Annotated in this window: 22 protein-coding genes and 1 pseudogene; 12 read left to right on the top strand and 11 right to left on the bottom strand. The window is 69.2% G+C overall.

What is annotated here, in order from left to right; genetic code table 11:
- The first annotated feature begins 33 nt into the window (after window positions 1-33).
- Entirely contained in the window at window positions 34-573 is a 540-nt protein-coding gene (locus IE307_RS42985) for a PPA1309 family protein (RefSeq protein ID WP_191305265.1), read from the top strand.
- Between the two features lie 89 nt (window positions 574-662).
- On the opposite strand, the gene IE307_RS42980 is transcribed toward IE307_RS42985, so the two are convergent.
- Window positions 663-1,742 (bottom strand): YlbL family protein, encoded by a 1,080-nt coding sequence (locus IE307_RS42980; RefSeq protein WP_229905600.1) that lies wholly within the window; start codon window positions 1,740-1,742, stop codon window positions 663-665.
- Window positions 1,743-1,786: 44 nt separating this feature from the next.
- Between IE307_RS42980 and IE307_RS42975 the strand changes: the two genes are divergently transcribed.
- Window positions 1,787-3,106: a zinc-dependent metalloprotease gene (locus tag IE307_RS42975; RefSeq protein WP_191305263.1), complete on the top strand. Its 1,320-nt coding sequence runs from the start codon at window positions 1,787-1,789 to the stop codon at window positions 3,104-3,106.
- Between the two features lie 145 nt (window positions 3,107-3,251).
- Here IE307_RS42975 and IE307_RS42970 read toward each other — a convergent pair whose 3' ends face one another.
- Window positions 3,252-3,779: a M48 metallopeptidase family protein gene (locus tag IE307_RS42970; protein ID WP_189160477.1), complete on the bottom strand. Its 528-nt coding sequence runs from the start codon at window positions 3,777-3,779 to the stop codon at window positions 3,252-3,254.
- A gap of 195 nt (window positions 3,780-3,974) precedes the next feature.
- Here IE307_RS42970 and IE307_RS42965 point away from each other — a divergent pair, with 195 nt between their 5' ends.
- The 4 genes from IE307_RS42965 (at window position 3,975) to IE307_RS42950 (ending at window position 6,911) form a co-directional block, all read left to right on the top strand.
- The gene (locus tag IE307_RS42965; RefSeq protein ID WP_169746029.1) at window positions 3,975-4,130 is read left to right on the top strand and encodes a DUF5679 domain-containing protein; all 156 of its coding nucleotides are present in this window, start codon (window positions 3,975-3,977) and stop codon (window positions 4,128-4,130) included.
- 51 nt (window positions 4,131-4,181) lie between these two features.
- Window positions 4,182-4,976, top strand: a complete 795-nt coding sequence (locus tag IE307_RS42960; protein ID WP_191305262.1) for a cyclodehydratase — start codon at window positions 4,182-4,184, stop codon at window positions 4,974-4,976.
- The gene (locus tag IE307_RS42955; protein WP_191305261.1) at window positions 4,973-6,283 is read left to right on the top strand and encodes an ABC1 kinase family protein; all 1,311 of its coding nucleotides are present in this window, start codon (window positions 4,973-4,975) and stop codon (window positions 6,281-6,283) included. The genes IE307_RS42960 and IE307_RS42955 overlap by 4 nt, the downstream gene beginning before the upstream one ends.
- Before the next feature lie 85 nt (window positions 6,284-6,368).
- A complete protein-coding gene (locus tag IE307_RS42950) occupies window positions 6,369-6,911 on the top strand; it encodes a hypothetical protein (protein ID WP_191305260.1) in 543 nt (180 codons plus the stop codon).
- An 883-nt stretch (window positions 6,912-7,794) separates the two neighbouring features.
- Here IE307_RS42950 and IE307_RS42945 read toward each other — a convergent pair.
- The 6 genes from IE307_RS42945 to IE307_RS42920 all read right to left on the bottom strand — a co-directional run bounded on the left by IE307_RS42945 (window position 7,795) and on the right by IE307_RS42920 (window position 12,056).
- A complete protein-coding gene (locus IE307_RS42945) occupies window positions 7,795-7,941 on the bottom strand; it encodes a hypothetical protein (protein WP_229905599.1) in 147 nt (48 codons plus the stop codon).
- Between the two features lie 41 nt (window positions 7,942-7,982).
- Entirely contained in the window at window positions 7,983-8,855 is an 873-nt protein-coding gene (locus IE307_RS42940; protein ID WP_229905598.1) for a class I SAM-dependent methyltransferase, read from the bottom strand.
- A gap of 74 nt (window positions 8,856-8,929) precedes the next feature.
- Window positions 8,930-9,145, bottom strand: coding sequence for a hypothetical protein (locus tag IE307_RS42935; RefSeq protein WP_191305258.1), 216 nt, complete (start codon window positions 9,143-9,145; stop codon window positions 8,930-8,932).
- Window positions 9,142-9,462, bottom strand: a complete 321-nt coding sequence (locus IE307_RS42930) for a WhiB family transcriptional regulator (protein WP_191305257.1) — start codon at window positions 9,460-9,462, stop codon at window positions 9,142-9,144. The genes IE307_RS42935 and IE307_RS42930 overlap by 4 nt, the downstream gene beginning before the upstream one ends.
- Before the next feature lie 96 nt (window positions 9,463-9,558).
- Complete coding sequence (locus IE307_RS42925; protein ID WP_191305256.1) at window positions 9,559-9,834, bottom strand: hypothetical protein; 276 nt, start codon at window positions 9,832-9,834, stop codon at window positions 9,559-9,561.
- A gap of 152 nt (window positions 9,835-9,986) precedes the next feature.
- A complete protein-coding gene (locus IE307_RS42920; RefSeq protein WP_191305255.1) occupies window positions 9,987-12,056 on the bottom strand; it encodes an ATP-dependent DNA helicase UvrD2 in 2,070 nt (689 codons plus the stop codon).
- 63 nt (window positions 12,057-12,119) lie between these two features.
- Here IE307_RS42920 and IE307_RS42915 point away from each other — a divergent pair, with 63 nt between their 5' ends.
- Window positions 12,120-12,851, top strand: coding sequence for a DUF4191 domain-containing protein (locus IE307_RS42915; RefSeq protein ID WP_191305254.1), 732 nt, complete (start codon window positions 12,120-12,122; stop codon window positions 12,849-12,851).
- A gap of 63 nt (window positions 12,852-12,914) precedes the next feature.
- Here IE307_RS42915 and IE307_RS42910 read toward each other — a convergent pair whose 3' ends face one another.
- Window positions 12,915-13,199, bottom strand: coding sequence for a DUF1330 domain-containing protein (locus IE307_RS42910; protein WP_191305253.1), 285 nt, complete (start codon window positions 13,197-13,199; stop codon window positions 12,915-12,917).
- A gap of 89 nt (window positions 13,200-13,288) precedes the next feature.
- Between IE307_RS42910 and IE307_RS42905 the strand changes: the two genes are divergently transcribed.
- Window positions 13,289-14,197, top strand: coding sequence for an AraC family transcriptional regulator (locus IE307_RS42905; RefSeq protein ID WP_191305252.1), 909 nt, complete (start codon window positions 13,289-13,291; stop codon window positions 14,195-14,197).
- On the opposite strand, the gene IE307_RS42900 is transcribed toward IE307_RS42905, so the two are convergent.
- Window positions 14,184-14,615, bottom strand: a complete 432-nt coding sequence (locus tag IE307_RS42900) for an RDD family protein (RefSeq protein WP_308436447.1) — start codon at window positions 14,613-14,615, stop codon at window positions 14,184-14,186. The two genes, IE307_RS42905 and IE307_RS42900, sit on opposite strands and share 14 nt — an antisense overlap.
- 211 nt (window positions 14,616-14,826) lie before the next feature.
- Between IE307_RS42900 and glnA the strand changes: the two genes are divergently transcribed.
- Window positions 14,827-16,251 (top strand): type I glutamate--ammonia ligase, encoded by a 1,425-nt coding sequence (gene glnA / locus IE307_RS42895; protein WP_191305250.1) that lies wholly within the window; start codon window positions 14,827-14,829, stop codon window positions 16,249-16,251.
- Window positions 16,252-16,632: 381 nt separating this feature from the next.
- Window positions 16,633-16,947: a hypothetical protein gene (locus IE307_RS42890; RefSeq protein ID WP_191305249.1), complete on the top strand. Its 315-nt coding sequence runs from the start codon at window positions 16,633-16,635 to the stop codon at window positions 16,945-16,947.
- Window positions 16,948-17,094: 147 nt separating this feature from the next.
- Here IE307_RS42890 and IE307_RS42885 read toward each other — a convergent pair.
- Window positions 17,095-17,310: pseudogene (locus IE307_RS42885) on the bottom strand (tyrosine-type recombinase/integrase); the annotation flags it as partial.
- On the opposite strand from IE307_RS42885, the gene IE307_RS47170 reads away from it, so the two are divergent.
- Together IE307_RS47170 and IE307_RS42875 are read left to right on the top strand one after the other, a co-directional pair.
- Window positions 17,215-17,508 (top strand): DUF5919 domain-containing protein, encoded by a 294-nt coding sequence (locus IE307_RS47170; protein ID WP_505744290.1) that lies wholly within the window; start codon window positions 17,215-17,217, stop codon window positions 17,506-17,508. The pseudogene IE307_RS42885 and the gene IE307_RS47170 overlap by 96 nt on opposite strands.
- Entirely contained in the window at window positions 17,508-18,302 is a 795-nt protein-coding gene (locus tag IE307_RS42875; protein ID WP_191305246.1) for an inositol monophosphatase family protein, read from the top strand. Before IE307_RS47170 ends, IE307_RS42875 begins: the two co-directional genes overlap by 1 nt.
- Window positions 18,303-18,471 lie beyond the last annotated feature (169 nt).

Raw genomic sequence — 18,471 nt, 5'->3', positions numbered from 1 at the left:
GCCCTGGGTTCCCGTGAAGTCCGCAGTCTTACGATGACACGCGTGTCATCGAGTGAAACGCCAGCGGTCATCCTCCCGACGGTCGCCCGCGAGGTTGAGGAGTTCGTAGCGGCAGGCGGCTGGGAGCAGCCTCCGCAGCTCTTCGCCCTCGTGGCCACCTCAGATCTGCTCGACCAGCAGCCGGAGCTGCGCAGCCAGCTCGACCCGGAGTCGAGCCCGCTGACCCCGATCGCCCAGGACGCCCTGGAAGGCGATCTGGGCGACGCGCTGGCGGGAATCGAGTGGCCGCCGACGGTCACCGGCTGCGCCCTGGCCCAGGAGATAGTCGTGCTGCCCCCGGAGGCCGAGACGGAGCTGAGCCACGGCGAGCTCGACGACGAGGCGGCCCGCCGATTCGCCGCGGAGCACCCGTCGCGCCGCGAGGCCCGCCTGGTCGCGGCCGTGCTGCGCGACGGCTCGGTCTCCTGCGTGCTGCGCCTGCGCGGGACGGTCGAGGTGCCCGAGGAGTTCGTCGAACACCCCGAGCTGGCGCCCAACCTCACCGACGCGCTGCTCGCCACGCTGCGGCCCTAGTCGTCACGCCCCCAGGCTGGCACAACCCCGGCACGTGAACGCGCCGGGGTTGTCAACTCGTTGTGCGCTGTTCGCGACGAGCGGACAGGTCAGCAGCCCGGCGTGTCCTTGCCGCCGTTGAGCGCCTCCAGCGACGACACCGCGTCCGTCAGCGTCTCGACCTTGATCAGCCTGAGGTCCGACGGTGCCTGCTGCTTCGCGTCGGTGCAGTTGGCGGCCGGCACGAGGAAGGCCTGCGCGCCCGCCTCCTTCGCGGCGACCATCTTGAAGGCGATGCCGCCGATGGGCTTCACCGTGCCGTCGCCGGTGATCTCGCCGGTGCCCGCGATGGCCTTGCCGCCGTTGAGCTCGCCCGGCGTCAGCTTGTCGACGATCGCCAGCGCGAAGATCAGGCCGGCCGAGGGACCGCCGACGTCCGACAGGCTGATCTTGATCTTGAACGGCACGTCGGCGCGGTCGACCGGGGAGATGCCGATGAAGCCCGCCGGGCGGCCGTCGTCGCGGGTGCCGAGGGTGAGCTGGGCCGACTGCGAGGTGCCGTCCTTCTCGAACGCCACCTCGATGCGGTCGCCGGGCTTGGTGTTCTCGAGCGCGCTGCTCACGTCCGCGGCGCTGCGCACCTGCTTGCCGTTCACCGAGATGATGCGGGCGCCGAGCGGGATGACGTTCTCCGCGGGGCTGCCCTTGGTGACCTGGTTCGCGATCACCATGCCCGGATACTTGAGGTAGTTCAGCGCGGCGACCTCGGCGGAGGTCTGCGACTCGCTGAACGCGAGCTCGTTGTTCTTCTGCACCTGCTCTTCGGACTCGCCGGGCTTGAAGAACTCCTCGCGCGGCGCCAGGGCGTAGCGGCCGGACAGCCACAGGCCGAGCGCGCCGAACAGCGAGACGTCGTCGGTGAGCGAGACCGTCGTCATGCGCAGGGTTCCCCCGGTGGGGAACGTGTCCTGGCCGTCGACCGACACCACGTCGGCGTCCTTGACCTTGCTGAGCACGTCGTAGGTCGGGCCGGGGCCCAGCGCGACGTACGGGACCTGGACGAAGCCGCCCGCTGTCCCGAGTATCGCGACCACCAGGAAGCTGACGATCAGCGTCCACGTCCGGCGGGTCAGTCCGCGGTCCCTCGGCGGGGGCGCGGGTGCGGGTGCGGTCGTGACGGTTTCACTCACGGCTGAACAGCGTACGACCATGTCCGTCCGCGTACGGTAGAGGCATGAGTGACGTGCCGTTCGGGTTCAGCCCGCACGACCCCGACGACAAGAGCGGGAAGCCGGGAGACAACCCGTTCGACTTCAGTCAGCTGGGCAACATGCTCAGCCAGCTGGGCTCCATGCTGAGCAACGCGGGGTCGTCGAGCGGGCCGGTCAACTACGACCTCGCGAAGCAGATCGCGTTCCAGCAGCTGTCCTCGACGACGACCACGATCGGGTTCGCCGGCGACCAGACGAGCGCGGTCACCGACGCCGTGCACCTGGCCGAGATGTGGCTCGACCCGGTCACGTCGCTGCCCGCGGGCACCCGCACGACGCAGGCGTGGACCGCGCGCGACTGGATCGAGCGCACGATCCCGACCTGGCAGCGCCTGTGCGATCCGGTCGCGCAGCGCATGTCCGGTGCGTGGGTCGAGGCGATGCCCGACGAGGCCAAGCAGGCGGCGGGCCCGTTGCTCGCGATGCTCGGCCAGATGGGCGGCATGGCGTTCGGCTCGCAGCTCGGCAACGCGCTGGCGCAGCTCGGCGCCGAGGTGCTCACCTCGACCGACGTCGGCCTGCCGCTCGGGCCCGAGGGCACCGCGGCCCTGCTGCCGGCGAACATCGAGAAGTTCACGGAGGGCCTGGAGCGCCCCGCGTCCGAGGTCATGGTGTTCCTGGCCGCCCGCGAGGCCGCGCACCAGCGCCTCTTCACGCACGTGCCGTGGCTGCGGCCGCGCCTGCTCGACACCGTCGAGGCGTTCGCCAAGGGCATCAAGGTCGACACCTCGGCCCTGGAGCAGCTCGCGGGCCAGATCGACCCGTCGAACCCCGCGTCGATCGAGGAGGCCATGAGCTCGGGCCTGCTCGAACCGCAGACCACCCCGGAGCAGAAGGCCGCCCTGGAGCGCCTCGAGACGCTGCTCGCGCTCGTCGAGGGCTGGGTCGACGTCGTGGTCGACGCCGCCGTCTCCGAACGCCTGCCCGGCGCCCCGGCGCTGCGCGAGACGCTGCGCCGCCGCCGCGCCTCCGGTGGCCCGGCCGAGCAGACCTTCGCGACGCTCGTCGGCCTGGAGCTGCGCCCGCGCAAGCTGCGTGCCGCCTCGGCGCTGTGGAAGCTCGTCGGCGACCAGCACGGAGTCGAGGTGCGCGACGGCATCTGGGAGCACGCCGAGCTCGTCCCGACCGCCGAGGACCTGGACGACCCGCTGGAGTTCGCCGAGCGCCTGACGAACACCCGCAACGCCCTCGAGGACCCGATCGCCGAGCTGGAGCGCACCATGCGCGAGGCCAGCGAGAAGGACGACGAGCCCGAGGCCGGCGGTAAGCCCGAAGGAGCCTGACCAGTACCTGAACGTGTGACGCGCCCGGTGAGGACTTCCCTCACCGGGCGCGCTGCGTTTCCGGGGTCCGGGGGCTCGCCTCCGGAAGAACACCTGAACGGGGAGACGGGCGAACGCTCTCCGCGAGCGAACCTCGCCCTCCAGCTCAGTCTTCGGTGATCCCCCAGCCTGCGGCGGCCGAGAGACCCTCCAGGTAGCCCATGGCCCGCTCGGTCTTCTGGTAGCGGTGGACCCACTCCCAGAAGTCCTTGCCGTGCCCTGGGACCAGCAGGTGCGCGAGCTCGTGCACCAGCACGTAGTCGAGCACCCACGGCGGCACGTCCCGCAGCCGTTCGGACACGCGGATCGTGCCCTCCGTCGGCGTGCACGACGCCCAGCGCGTGCGCATGGGCGGCACCCAGCGCACGCTCACCGGCTCGGCCAGCGAGTCCAGGTAGCGCGCCGACAGCTCGGCGCACCGCGCCATCAGCGCCTCGTCCGATGTCCGCGCAGGGGACTTCCTGCGCGTCTCACTGCGCTGGAGGCGGCTCAACATCTCCGCCACCCAGTGCTTCTCTTCCCCCTTGGTCATCCGTGCCGGTAGGAGGACGACGACGGTGTCACCCTCCCGGTACGCGCTGACCATGCGGCGGCGCCGGGGGCTCCGCCGCACTTCCACCCGCGGTTCGGCCATGCAGTCACCGTAAACGCCGCCACCGACAATTTTCGGCCCCCAACCGGCGGCAGGCGCGCACCCGGCGGGTGAAGTTCCACCGAACGGCGGCTGGACACGCGCGGGAACGACATGCGCGGTTTCTCGCTCTCGCGGAGGTACCGTCGCGCCAAGGTCCCCGAGTGTGTCCGCACTCACAACTGCAAGGGAGGGGCTGTGGCCGACACCTACAACGGCTACTGCGTCAAGTGTCGCGAGAAGCGCGACTTCGACGGCAACGTCGAGGAGACCAATGGTCGGCGCATGGCGAAGGGCACCTGCCCTGTCTGCGGTACGAAGATGACGCGGATCCTCGGCAAGGCCAAGGTCTGACGTTCGCGCTGGCAGGGGGCGCCGCCCCCTGCCAGTCTTGCCGTCGTGGACATGAGACCTCGCGTGCGTGCAGGACTGGCCGTGGTGCGCAGAGCCCCCGGCGCCGTCCAGGTCGGCATCGACCCGAAGCACGCAGTCGTGATCGACTCGCTGCCCGAGGCGCTGGTCGACGAACTGATCACCCTCGACGGCCGGCACACGGTCGCCGAACTGGGTGAAAGGCTGAAATCCCGCGGCGAGGACCCCACCCAGCTGGGTGAAGTTCTCGCTTCCCTCGACGAGGCCGGCCTGCTCGACGGCGACTCCCCCGCGCAGGGCGGAACGGCCGCGGTCCACGGTGCCGGGCACCTCGCGCTCTCCATCACCTCGCTCCTGGCGCAGTCGAGCGTCCAGCTGGCGCACAACGCGGATCTGACCGTCCTGGCGGCGACGCTCGTCCCCGATCCGAACCTGGTCAGCACGCTCATGGCGTTCCGGACGCCTCATCTGGCCGTGCGCGTGCGTGAAGGCGTGGGCATCGTCGGGCCGTTGGTCCTGCCCGGCCGTTCCTCGTGCTTGAACTGCGCGGACCTGCACCGCGCCGACCAGGACCCGGCCTGGCCCGTCATCGCGACCCAGCTCGTGGGCAGGCCGGCGTCCACCGACGTGCTCTTCGCGTCGGGCACCGCGGCGCTGGCCGTGGCGCAGGTCCTGGAGTCGCTGGTCTACGTCCGCGGCAACGACCTGGCCCCTCCGCCCGTGCTCAACGCCACTCTCGAACTCGACCTCACATCGGGTGTAGCTGAGAGGCGAAGCTGGTATCCGCACCCTGACTGTCAGTGCTCCGCACATAACATGGCCGAGTGACCGAGATTCCGCGCAAGTCCGTGCAGCGCACCGCCAAGCTGGCGAGCCTCCCGCTCGGGGTGGCCGGCCGGGTTGTCGGCGGCTGGGGGAAGCGACTGACCGGGCGCGCGGCCGACGAGGTCAACGCCGAGGTGACGGCCAAGACGGCGGAACAGGTCTTCGCGGTGCTCGGCCAGCTCAAGGGCGGCGCGATGAAGTTCGGCCAGGCCCTGAGCGTGTTCGAGGCCGCGGTCCCGGACGAGATGGCCGCGCCGTACCGCGAGGCCCTGACGAAGCTGCAGACCGCGGCACCGCCGATGCCCGCCCGCACCACGCACCGCGTGCTCGCCGAGCAGCTCGGTGCGTCCTGGGCGAAGCGCTTCCAGTCCTTCGACGACGAGCCGGCCGCCTCGGCCTCCATCGGCCAGGTGCACCGCGCCGTGTGGCACGACGGCCGCGACGTGGCCGTGAAGGTGCAGTACCCCGGCGCGGACGAGGCCCTGCGCGCGGATCTGAAGCAACTGCTGCGCTTCTCGAGGCTCCTACAGGCGATCATGCCCGGCGCCGAGGTGCGCCCGCTGCTCGAGGAGCTGCGCGACCGGTACCTCGAGGAGCTCGACTACCGCGACGAGGCCGCCAACCAGCGCACGTTCGCGAAGGCCTTCGAGAACGACCCGCACGTGGTGGTCCCCCGCGTCATCGCCTCGTCGCCCAAGGTCATGGTGACCGAGTGGACGTCCGGCGTGGGCCTGGCGCACATCATCCGCGAGGGCTCCGCCGAGGACAGGGACCGCGCCGGGCAGCTGCTCGCCGAGTTCCACTTCTCGGCCCCGTCGCGCTCGGGCCTGCTGCACGCCGACCCGCACCCCGGCAACTTCATGCTGGGCGACGACGGCCGCCTGCGCGTGCTCGACTTCGGCGCCGTGGCACGCCTGCCCGACGGCCTGCCGAAGACGCTGGGCCTGATGACCCGCCTCGCCCTCGACGGCCGCTCCGCCGACCTGGTCGAGCTGCTGCGCACCGAGAACTTCATCCGCGAGGGCATGGAACTGCACGGCGAGGACGTGCTGGGCTACCTGGCACCGTTCGTAGAACCGCTGCGCGCCGAGTCGTTCCACTTCACCCGCCGCTGGCTGCAGTCGCAGGCGGAACGAGTGGGCGACCTGCGCGGCCCCGACTCACAAACGGGCCGCTCGCTGAACCTGCCCCCGCAATACCTGCTGATCCACCGCGTGACAATGGGCGCGACGGGCATTCTCTGCCAACTCGACGCCCACGTGACGGCCCGCGAAATCGTCGCCCGCTGGCAGCCGGGATTCGACGACTAACTCGTCCGAGTGAACCCTCGGCAAGTTATCCACAGGTTGGGTTCTCGCCCCCTTTCGTGGTCCCGGCGTGCGCCACGATGAACCCATGGCACCCATCACCACCACCGCTGAGCTGCGCAGATCCGGCATCCACTCCCGCAAGGTCCTGCGCCACTGCGCACCTCTCGGCTCGTGGCAACGCCTTCTACCCGGCGTCGTCCTGACCACTCCGTCCCCACCGACCAGACTCGACCGGCTGCGCGCCGTTCTCGCCTTCGCCGGGCTTTCCTCGGTGATCACGGGAGCCGACGCGCTGGTTCGGCAAGGCGCTCCACTTCCCCTTCCGCGGCACATTCACGTGCTCGGCGGAACGAATGCGCGAAGAGCACACCCGTGGATTCTTCTCGAACGCACGAGCCGCCCGCCCGACGTGGTGGAGCGCCACGGACTGCGGCTCGCGGGTGCCGCGCGGGCAGCCGTGGACATGGCCCGGCGGGAGACGAACCCGCGCGCCGTCGTGCAGATCCTCGACGCCGTGATGGGGGCGCGGCTGTGCTCGCCCGCCGACCTCCGGGAGGAGGTGGCGGCGGGCAGCCGCCGGGGAACTGCCCTGGTCAGACAGGCCTTGGCCCACCTGTACCCGACCTGACCGCCGTCGGTCTCGGTGTCGGCAGTGTCATCGACGCACGCCGCCTGCTCACCCGACGGATGACCATTGGACGGCGTCCGATGGTCATCCGTGCGAACCACCACACCGGATCCGCGCACCTTTGGGCATCCACACCGGATTCCGCGCACTTTGGGCATCCACACCGGACCGCGCACCTGGCGATCCATACGCGGTGGCCCACACCAACGGGCCTCACCTGCGCGCGAATGGCGTGCGGGCTCTGGCTTGCCCGAGGTCAGTTCGAACGCACGCCCAGCGACCCGTGCCCACAGGACGCGCCCGGCGCGAACCTCACTCCCAGGACCTCCAGCCCAAGCCCCTCGCCCAAGCCTCTCACCGAAGGCCCCGTACCAGGGGCCCGCTCCAAGACCTTCACCTCAAGTCCCCGCACCCCAAGGCCCGCTCGAGTCCCCGCACCCCAAAGCCCGCGCTCAAGGCCCCGCACCCCAGGGACCCAACTCCACCTCGCCGCGCGACCCGCGGTCCTCACCCTTGAGCAGCCGACGGCCCGACACCCAGGGGCCTCAAGCCACCCCGCGCGAGCCGCACCCGATTTCACGCACCACCAGAAGTGCCACTTCAACCCCACAAGCAGCGGCTCGCACCCCACAGGCCTCGCATCCAATGGACCCGTAACCCCTGGACCCCAGCCCCTGAGGCCACTCCGCCTCGCCCGCGTAACCCCGCTGCCCTGACGACGCGGGACCAACGACCCACACATGGGCCCAACGCTGCCTCGGGGCCTGCGCAACCCGCAGCCCTCACCCGTGAAACCAACAACCCAACCCGCCGCGCCTCACCCCACACTCCAGGGGCCCGACGCCGTGCCTCGCGAACCGCACGACCCACCACCTGGGCGAGGTCAGCGCCAGTACTCGTCCGGCAGCTTGCCCTCGATGTCCCGCACATGGGCCTTCGAGCACACCTGGCACAACCACCGAACCCCACCACCGGCCCGCTCCGACGACCAGGCCAGGAACTCCAGGTCAGAAACGGAGGAACGCGACACCCCGCACCGAAAACACGTGGCGACCGGCGAAGACCCAGCCGTCACCGGCGCCGTCCCACGTGCACGGTGTCGGTCTCCAGCAGGAAGACGTCCTCACGGGCGCCGACGTACTCCGAGTCGGAGGGGTTGAGCAGGCGGCGCAGCGCCTCGCGGTCGGAGGGGTGCAGCGACGGGCCGGTGATCTCGGCGAGCCAGGTCAGGCGGTCGACTGCCCAGTCGCGCACGAGTTGCTTGGCCGGGGCCGGGTGGTCGACGACGAAGCTGAAGGCGCTGATCTCGCCGAGGCCCGCGTCGGCGAGGGCGACGTTCCAGCCGACGGGCAGGCGGACGGTGCCGGTCATGTTCTCGCGCATCGACACGAACCAGTCGGCGCGGGCCGCGGCGATGCGGTCCTGCAGGCCCGGGGCGCCGACGCCGAGGTCCCACGGGAGGAAGCGGGTTTCCAGGCCGCCTTCGGCCAGGGCCAGCCAGCCGCCGGGAGCGAGTGCCGAGACCAGGCGGCGGACTCCGCGCAGCTGGTCGGGGAGGTGGTGGATCACCCGCGAGCCCCAGATGAGCTCGACCGGGCCGGCGAACGAGAGCGGGTCTTCCGCGGTGAGGTCGGCGAGCACGGGCTTCACCTGCACGACGCCGTCTGCTTCGAGGCGGGCCGCGGCGCAGGCCGCGTCGAGGAGTTCGGGGGTGGCGTCGACGAGCACGAGGACGCCGCCGCCGTGGTCGCGCAGCGCGGAGACCAGGGGCACGCTCATGGAACCCGCGCCGCAGCCGACGTCCATCACCACCGGTGAGTCGGGCAGCGGTTCGACCAGGCGGCGCGCGACCGAGGCCAGCGCTTCCGCCTGCAGCGAGCCGTAGCGCCTCATCGCGTGGAGGCGGGAGGACCAGTCGATTCCGTCGTGAGTGTGGTGCGGCACAAGGGGGACGGTACGGAGGAACGGCCGAGGCCGCCATCCACCTTCTCGTGGATGACGGCCTCAGCTCGAGACTGTCAGAGGTCGAAGCGAGCCGCTCTGCGTCCCGCCCATCGCGACAACCTGCGCCAACGTTGCGCTGACGCGAGGCGGTTCGCCAGGCGTTGCTCTTCCGCGAACCTCTGGGCTTCTTGTATTCGTATTCGCACGAGTTCTTCGTTCAGGGACATGGGTGTCAGGCCCTCGTTCAGGTAGGCGGGGATCGTGCTGTCGTTGAGCTTCACGGTGTTCACGCCGCCGCCTCCGTCTTGCTGGCAGTGACGACCGAGGCGTCCTTGCGCGGACGGCCACGCGGCCGCTTCCGCGCGATGACGACACCGCGCTCGAAGATCTCTCCACCCCAGACGCCCCACGGCTCGTGACGAGCGATCGCGCCGGCAAGGCACTCCGCGAGGACCGGGCAGGTCCCGCAGAAGGACTTCGCCTTCTCGAGGTCAGCAGGCGCGTCAGCGAACCAGAGGTCGGGGTTGTGGGTGCGGCAGGGGATGTCGAGCCCCTCCGCGAGGTCCGGCAGTCCCTCTCCGGTGAGCGGGACGGTCGCGGTCAACATCAGGGTTTTCTCCTTGTGTGGGGTACTGCAAAAACACGAAAGCCGCGGACTCTGTGCGAGTCCGCGGCTTTCGTGAGCCTGGTGGTCCTTCGACCCCTATGGGGTCGGCAGGAGCCTTCTCACTTGATGCGCGGACAGCGCATTCGTGTAGTTGTGGACGCCATCGATCACCGGCAGCGCGACGATCGGCTGCTCGCTGCGCAGTTCGCCGCCACCCAGGGCGGTGCCGCGCAGTCCGGTGGCCCGCTCACGAGTCAGCAGCGCCACTGGCTTCAGGGCAGACTGCTGCCACGAGGCCTGAGCGGATGCGGACGTGCAGAGGCCCTCGGACATGGGGAGGCCGAGCGCGCGCGAAGTCATGAAGAGCTTCACAACGGCCACCTCCTCCATAGAGAGCTCTGCTGCAGAGAGCTAGAGCGTGTAGTAGTAGTTCTTCTTCCCCAGACGGGTCCTCCGGACCCGGCATGAGCAGGTTATGACCCCGTACCTGGGGCTCGCAACCTATTTAACGAAACTTGTCCCGATCAGGTGGCGGAGTACCCCACACCGGCTCGGACCAGGCCCAACACGTCGTCGCCGAACTTGTCGAGCTTCGAGGCCCCGATGCCCGAGATCGCGACGAGCCCTGCCGAATCCGTGGGCCGCTGCTCCGCGATCGCCATCAGCGTGGCGTCCGTGAAGACGACGTACGCGGGCACCTTCAGCTCCCGCGCCCGCCCCGCACGCCAGTGGCGCAGCGACTCGAGCAGATCTTCGTCCACATCGGACGGGCAGGACCTGCATCGGCCGAGCTTGACGGCCTGCGCCTCGACCAGGGTCGACGCGCACACGCGGCAAGTCGGCTTCTCCTTCTTCATGAGAGGAGGCCGTTGCGCGCCGCTGGATACCCGTGCGGCCGGGTGGTTCTCGGGAACGAGGCTGTAGAGGAACCGCGAACGGCGGCGGTACTTGCGCCCGCCGGCAGCGCGCGCCAGCGCCCACGACAGCCAGATGTGCTCACGCGCGCGTGTGACACCTACGTAGAGAAGGCGGCGTTCTTCTTCGATCTTCGCGTCGTCGCCGTCGGCGTACTGGATCGGCATCGTGCCCTCGACCAGTCCGACGAGGAACACGGCGTCCCACTCGAGGCCCTTCGACGCGTGCAGCGACGCCAGCGTCACGCCTTCAACGGTGGGCGGGTGCTGCGCCTCGGCCCGCATGTCGAGCTCGACGCAGAACCGCGGCAGGTCGGCCTCGGGAGAGGAGACGGCGAACTCCTCGGCGAGTTCGACCAGCGCGAGCAACGACTCCCAGCGCTCCCGCGCGGTGCCCCCGGTCGGCGGCTCGTCGGTCAGCCCGACGCGGCCGAGCACCGAGCGGACGACCTCGGGCAGGCTCCCGGACACCTCGCCCGCGGAGCGGAGCGTGATCATCGCCTGGCGCACCTCGGCGCGCTCGAAGAAGCGCTCGCCCCCGCGCACCAGGTACGGGATGCCGAGCGCGGCGAGCGCCTGCTCGTACACCTCGGACTGCGCGTTGACGCGGTAGAGGACCGCGATCTCGGACGCCGCGACGCCCTCGTCGAGCAACGTCTTCACACGGCCCGCGACGGCGTCGGCCTCGCTCGGCTCGTCGTCGAACTCGTGGAACCGCGGCTTCGGCCCGTCCGGCCGCTGCCCGATCAGTTGCAGCCGCGACCCGGCCGGACGCCCGCGCGCCCACTTGATGACGTCGTTGGCCAGCTCCACGACCTGGGGCGTCGAGCGGTAGTCGCGCTCCAGCCGCACGACGACCGCCTCGGGGAACCGGCGGCCGAAGTTCAGCAACGGCTGCGGCGAGGCGCCGGCGAACGAGTAGATGGTCTGGTTCGCGTCGCCGACCACGGTCAGGTCGTCGCGGTTGCCCAGCCACGAGTCGAGCACGCGCTGCTGCAGCGGCGTCACGTCCTGGTACTCGTCGACGACGAAGCAGCGGTAGCGGTCGCGGAACTCCTGCGCGACCTCCGCGTTGTCCTCCAGCGCGCCCGCCGTGTAGAGCAGCAGGTCGTCGAAGTCGAGCAGCTGCGCCTCGTTCTTGAGCTGCTCGTAGGTCGTGTAGAGCTTCATGATCTGCTCGGCGGGCGCCGGGATGTCCCGTGCGGCGCGCGCGGCGGCGGCCGGGTAGTCCTCCGGCGTCAGCAGCGACGCCTTCGCCCACTCGATCTCGCTGGTCAGGTCGCGCAGCGCGTCCGTCTCGGTCGGCATCCCCAGCCGGGACGCGGCGCGGGCGATGACGCGGATCTTCTGGTCGACGAGGTCCCAGCGCGGACCGCCGATGACGCGCGGCCAGAAGTAGCGCAGCTGACGTGAGGCGGCGGCGTGGAACGTCACGGCCTGTGCGCCGTGCACGTCCAGAGAACGCAGACGTGTGCGCATCTCCCCCGCGGCGCGCTTGGTGAACGTGACGGCGAGGACCTGCGACGGAGCGACGTGGCCGCGTTGGCACAGGTAGGCGATGCGGTGCGTGATGGTGCGCGTCTTGCCGGTACCGGCGCCCGCGAGCACGCACACGGGACCGCGTGGAGCCTCGACCGCTGCACGCTGTTCCGGATCGAGACCCTCCAGCAACGCGTCCATAGCCAGGCAGTCTCGCAGACGGCCGATGCAACACCGAGACCAGCGCGCCGTATCCTGACAGGCATGGCTGGTAAGCAGGACAAAGCGGCGGCGAAGGAAGCGGCGAAGGTTCGCCGTGCGGCATCGCGCGAACGGCGCAAGCAGATCTTCGAGGCGTTCAAGATGCAGCGCCGCGAGGACAAGGCGCTCGTGCCGATCATGCTGGGCGTCCTGCTCGGCGCCGTCGCGGTCGCCGTGGTCCTGGGCATCGTCTTCAACGCGGTGTGGATCTTCGTGCCGCTGGGCATTGCGATCGGCGCGCTGCTGGCCGTGATCATCTTCGGCCGCCGCGTCCAGAGCAACGTCTTCCGCAAGGCGGACGGTCAGCCGGGCGCGGGCGCCTGGGCGCTCGAGAACCTGCGCGGCCGCTGGCGCGTCACGCCCGCCGTCGCGGGCACCACGCAGCTCGACGCCGTGCACCGCGTGCTGGGCCGGCCGGGCGTCGTCCTGGTCGCCGAGGGCGCCCCGCAGCGCGTGAAGCCGCTCCTCGCGCAGGAGAAGAAGCGCATCTCCCGCGTCATCGGCGAGACCCCGATCTACGACTTCATCATCGGCAGCGGCGACGGGCAGATCCCGCTGAAGAAGCTGCAGTCGACCCTGATGAAGCTGCCGCGCAACATCACGGCCGCCCAGGTCGACACGCTCGAGACCCGCCTCGCCGCGCTGGCCAGCCGTGGCGCCGCGCTGCCCAAGGGCCCGATGCCCGCGGGCGCGAAGATGCGCAACGTCCAGCGCGCCATGCGCCGCCGCGGCTGACGAACCCGCTCCGCCGAAACGGCGCCTGTCCCCTTCACCAGCGGGGACAGGCGCCGTTTCGCGTCAGGCCCCGCCCACGACGACCCGCACCGTCGAGTACCTGCGCCGCAGTTCCTTGAGCGGCTGGTACGCGGGCGAGTTCCAGAACTCCTCCACGGCCTGCCTGCTCTCGAACTCGTGGACCACGAGCCTGCGCCACGACCAGTCGCCCTCGAGCACGAGCGGCGCGGCCTCGTCCAGGACGTTGCGCGCCCCTGCTTTCTCCAGCAGCGGGAAGACCTGGTCCACGTACTGCTGGAAGCCCTCGTCGTCGGCGATGTCGGAGTCGATCACTACGTAAGCGGTCATGTGGTCAACCGTAGGTACCGGCAAACGGTCGTTCCCATGCTCGAAACCGCCCGGAAAATACGCGATCGGACCGCGGCTAGGGTGGCACGGTGGACGTCTTCACCGATGCCATCGCCACCATGCGCGTGGGTCGCGCCAAGTTCACGCGCTCGCGCTTCACGGGCTCGTGGGGTCACCGCTTCGGCCCGTACCCCGGCGCGGGCTTCCACGTGGTGGTCCGCGGGTCGTGCTGGCTGATCCCCCCGACCGGCGCGCCGATCCGCCTCGACGCCGGTGACGTGGTGTTCCTCCCGCACGGCGCGATGCACGGCCTGAGCGACCGCCCGGACCGCACCGTCGCCGAACTGCCGCCGGCCCGCGACGAGGACGACGCGCCGGACGATCCCGACGCGCACACCCACCTGGTGTGCGGCGCCTACCGGCTCGACCGGGGCCAGGCCCACCCGTTCCTGCGCACCCTGCCCGAGGTGCTGCACCTGCGCGCCCGGCCCGGCAGGCATCCCGCGCTGCGTGCCGCCGTCGACCTGCTCGGCGCGGACGTCGCGGAGTCGAGGCCCGGCGCGGGAGCCGCGCTGCCCGCATTGATCGACCTGCTGCTCGTCTACCTGCTGCGCGCGTGGCTGGAGGAGGAGTCCGAACGCAGTCCCGGCGCCGGGTGGTGCGCCGCGTTCACGGACCCGGTCATCGCCGCCGCCCTGCGCCACGTGCACCGCGAGCCGGCGCACCCGTGGAGCGTCACCGAGCTCGCGGGCCGGGCGGGCATGTCGAGAACGGCGTTCGCCCGCCGGTTCACCGCGCTCGTGGGACAGCCACCGATGGCGTACCTGACCTGGTGGCGGCTGAGCAGCGGCGCACGGCTGCTGCGCGACGGCGACGAGACCCTGGCCGCGGTGGCGCGCCAGGTCGGCTACACGTCCGAGTTCGCCTTCGCGACGGCGTTCAAGCGCGAGTTCGGCGTCGCGCCGGGCAGGTTCCGGCGGGCGGCTAGCGAACCTTGATGACGACGGTGCCCGCGGCCTTGTCGTGCAGGCACCGCCCGTCCGCGTCCCAGACCAGGGCCGGGATCAGCGGGAAGATGAGCACGGTGCGCAGCAACGCGCGCGGCAGGTGCACGAACGTCTTGCCGTCGATCCGCGCCACCCGCAGCCCGAGCAGCGCGTGCCCCGGCGTGAACCCGAAGAACGCCACCGCGACCACGGTGATGACGAACCAGGCCAGCAGGCTCCAGTTCTTCGGCAGGTCGGGCATGGTGAACAGTCCCGCGACACCCGCCGCGAGGAGGAAGTCGACCAGGATGGCGAACGTGCGCCGCCCGATCGAGGCGATGGAGCCCGGCCCCTTCTCGGGGAAGCCGTGGCGCTCACCACGCCAGCGCTGTTGCGTGCCGTCGTTCGAGTCGTCACCCGGCGACAGCACCGAATTAGGTCCAGACAGCCACGAACCGGTCCACCTGCTCACCCCACCAGAGTAAAGCCGTGCTCAACGGGTGAGCACGGGCAGGTCGCCTTGCCCCGTTGGACGGCCCCGTTAACACTGGCGAAACATCGGAGTGACGGACGGGCAACACCGCCCGCATACGGTCGCTCGTGATGACAAGCCGTTGTCCATAGTCAAGGAGTCGACGAGGGTGTTCAAGAATTCCGACGAGGTGCTGAAGTTCATCACCGACGAGGGCGTCAAGTTCGTCGACGTGCGGTTCAGCGACCTGCCCGGCGTGATGCAGCACTTCACTCTGCCGGCCAAGGCGTTCGACGCTGACGCCATCGAAGAGGGTCTCGCCTTCGACGGCTCCTCCGTGCGCGGCTTCCAGTCCATCCACGAGTCGGACATGCTGCTGCTGCCCGACCTGTTCACCGCGCGCCTCGACCCGTTCCGGATCGAGAAGACGCTGATCGTGAACTTCTTCGTGCACGACCCGTTCACGCGTGAGGCGTACAGCCGCGACCCGCGCAACATCGCGCGCAAGGCCGAGCAGTACATCACCGACTCGGGCATCGCCGACACCGCGTACTTCGGCGCCGAGGCGGAGTTCTACATCTTCGACTCGGTCCAGTTCGACACCACCGCGAACGCCAGCTTCCACAAGATCGACGCGGTCTCCGGCTGGTGGAACACCGGCCGTGAGGAAGAGGGCGGCAACCTCGGCTACAAGGTCAAGTACAAGGGCGGCTACTTCCCGGTCACCCCGAACGACCACTACGCCGACCTGCGCGACCAGATGGTCCTCAACATGGAGGCCCAGGGCTTCACGGTCGAGCGCGCGCACCACGAGGTGGGCACCGGCGGCCAGGCCGAGATCAACTACAAGTTCAACACGCTGCTGCACGCCGCGGACGACCTGATGCTGTTCAAGTACATCATCAAGAACACCGCCTGGCAGGCCGGCAAGTCCGTCACTTTCATGCCGAAGCCGCTGTTCGGCGACAACGGCTCGGGCATGCACACGCACCAGTCGCTGTGGAAGGACGGCCAGCCGCTGTTCCACGACGAGAGCGGCTACGCGGGCCTGTCCGACACCGCCCGCCACTACATCGGCGGCATCCTGCACCACGCGCCGTCGCTGCTGGCCTTCACCAACCCGACGGTGAACAGCTACCACCGCCTGGTCCCCGGCTACGAGGCCCCGGTCTCGCTGGTCTACTCCCAGCGCAACCGCTCGGCGTGCATCCGCATCCCGATCACGGGCAACAACCCGAAGGCCAAGCGCGTCGAGTTCCGCTGCCCCGACTCCTCGGGCAACCCGTACCTCGCGTTCTCCGCGATGGTCATGGCGGGCCTCGACGGCGTGAAGAACAAGATGGAGCCGCCGGCCCCCATCGACAAGGACCTCTACGAGCTCCCGCCCGAGGAGGCCCGCGACGTCAAGCAGGTCCCGGCCACCCTCGACGCGGTGCTGGACAACCTGGAGGCCGACCACGAGTTCCTGCTCGAGGGCGGCGTGTTCACGCCGGACGTGATCGACACCTGGATCTCGTTCAAGCGCGAGCAGGAGATCGACCCGCTGCGTCTGCGCCCGAACCCCTACGAGTTCGCGCTGTACTACGACGTGTGATCGGCGCGGGGCTTTGACCGGGCGTTTCACCGGTTGAAGCCCCAGCCAGGCCGTCTCCAGGCCGTCCGCCGTGGAGAGGCCGCCTGATCGACCACAGGCCGAGGGCCGGGTGACTGTTTCAGTCGCCCGGCCCTCGGCCTTTCTGCTGGGGCTCTGCCCAGTGAGGCCAGCCCTCAACAAGTGCCAGCAACCCCATCCGATAGGCTGCGCGCGCGGATCGGCTCCCCTAGGCCGCTGGACGGTTAGTAGGGGCGATCGTGGCGAGGGGAACGGAAGAGACAATCCGTTTCGGTATCCCCAGCCAACACCGACTACTCGGTCCGCGTCTGGTGTGGCTCTGTTAACGCTGCCCTCATTGGGCACGAAACGTGGAGCCCCAGAGTGGATAATCGTAATTTCAATCGCGCCCGGTTCGACGCTTGGCACGCCATCTGCGAGTTGATCGATTCGTGCTTTGTAAGCACCGGTACCCAGGATGTGATCAGCCGTCAGCAGCATGCCCGCGCGACCGCAGAAGCATTGCTTGCCCAACACGGCACAGCGGGAGAGACTGCACTGCTTTTCTGCTTCACCGACATCTGCGGCGCGCTGACGCAGCTGGCCGCCCGCAGCGCGAAGCGGCCACCAGAGGTGGTACTTAACCTCCTGCGCCTCCTTCCCCGCGAGCTGGATTTTGAGCCGCGAAATGATGTGTGACCAACACTCAAATCCAGACAAATAAAATCTCACCCCGCAAGATCTCGACCTCTTTTGAATATCGACTAGAGATCTTTTCTGACCGAAACAGACTGAGGATCGAGTGACGATCTCGATTTACCTACCCGATCCTCAGTCTGCTTGAAATCATGCGGCATTCGCCCGCAAGTCAGCGAGCCCTAGACCGGTGTTGATCGCCAGCCGCGCTCGCTCGAAGCTAGACGGCATCAGGTGGGTGTAGACCCGGAGCGTGAACGCCGGGTCAGCGTGGCCGAGGAACTCCGCCAACGCCCTGATGCCGATGCCCTGCTCCAGGAGCATCGACGCGAAGAAGTGCCGCAGCGCGTGGAAGCCTTCCGCACGTCAGGGGCGAGCACGCCGACTTCCACGAGCGCGATCATCGATCAGCTCAAGTGCCTGGTGCAGCCCTACCTGCCAGACGCACGCGGGGTGGAGTCACCGACGCTCGTGATCGAGAAGGACGAGACCATGCCCGGTCTCTACACCACGTTCGCCCAGGTCTTCGACTCCATGTGGGACCGCGCACGGGAGGTTGCTTGATGCACCAGCTCGACCACCTGACGGACGTGGCCAGGAGCGCCGTCCGACTCGGCAACGAGCTGATCAAGAACACCCGCCCGCACACCGTCACCGAGAAGTCCGACCGTGACACCTTCACCGAGGTGGACGTCCGGATTGAGCACGAGGTCCGCGCCTTTCTCGCCGAGGCAACACCGGAGATCGATTTTGTGGGTGAGGAGGAGGGCCGCAGCGACGCCAGCACCGACAGCCCGTACGTGTGGGGGCTAGACCCGATCGATGGCACCGCCAACTTCGTTCATGGTGTGCCCCTGTGCGGCGTCTCTCTGGCGCTGCTCCAGGGCGACCGCACGGTGATCGGAGTGATCTCGCTTCCCTACTTGGATCTTCACTACTCCGCCGTTCTGGGCGGAGGCGCGTTCGTCAACGGGAAGAGGCTCGAAGCAAGCAAGACAGCCGAACTGTCCAAGTCGATCGTGGCGATTGGCGACTACGCGCTGGGCGAGGACGCCGCAGACAAGAACCGCCAGAGGATCGCCCTCACCGCCGAGCTTGCCGCCCAGGTCGAGCGCGTCCGGATGTTCGGATCCGCTGCACATGATCTTGCGTGGTTGGCAGAGGGGCGCATTGACGGTGCGGTGGTCATGTCCAACAAGACCCTCGACCTTGCCGCAGGCATCCTCATCGCGCGCGAGGCAGGTGTCCTAGTAAAGGACAGTTCAGGTGCCGAACACACGCGGGCATCAACGCACACGATCGCTGCCGCACCTGGCATCGCCAACCAACTTCTGTCTCTGGTCCGATCCATCAAGTAGGAGTTGCGCGTGTCGGCACGAATCTCTTGGCGAGCGGACTAATTTACCCTTCATGGCTGGTCACAGCAGCATCAGATATGTCCGAGGTGCACCCGGCAGCGCGGCGATCGAGATCACGGACGCCGCAGCGCATATGCCGTTTATCTGCCCTCACTGCGACGCTCAGGTG

This window comes from Lentzea cavernae (assembly GCF_014653695.1).
GTDB lineage: Bacteria > Actinomycetota > Actinomycetes > Mycobacteriales > Pseudonocardiaceae > Lentzea > Lentzea cavernae.
Note: the sequence above shows the minus strand (reverse complement) of the source record. Positions and strands in the feature narration are given on the sequence as shown.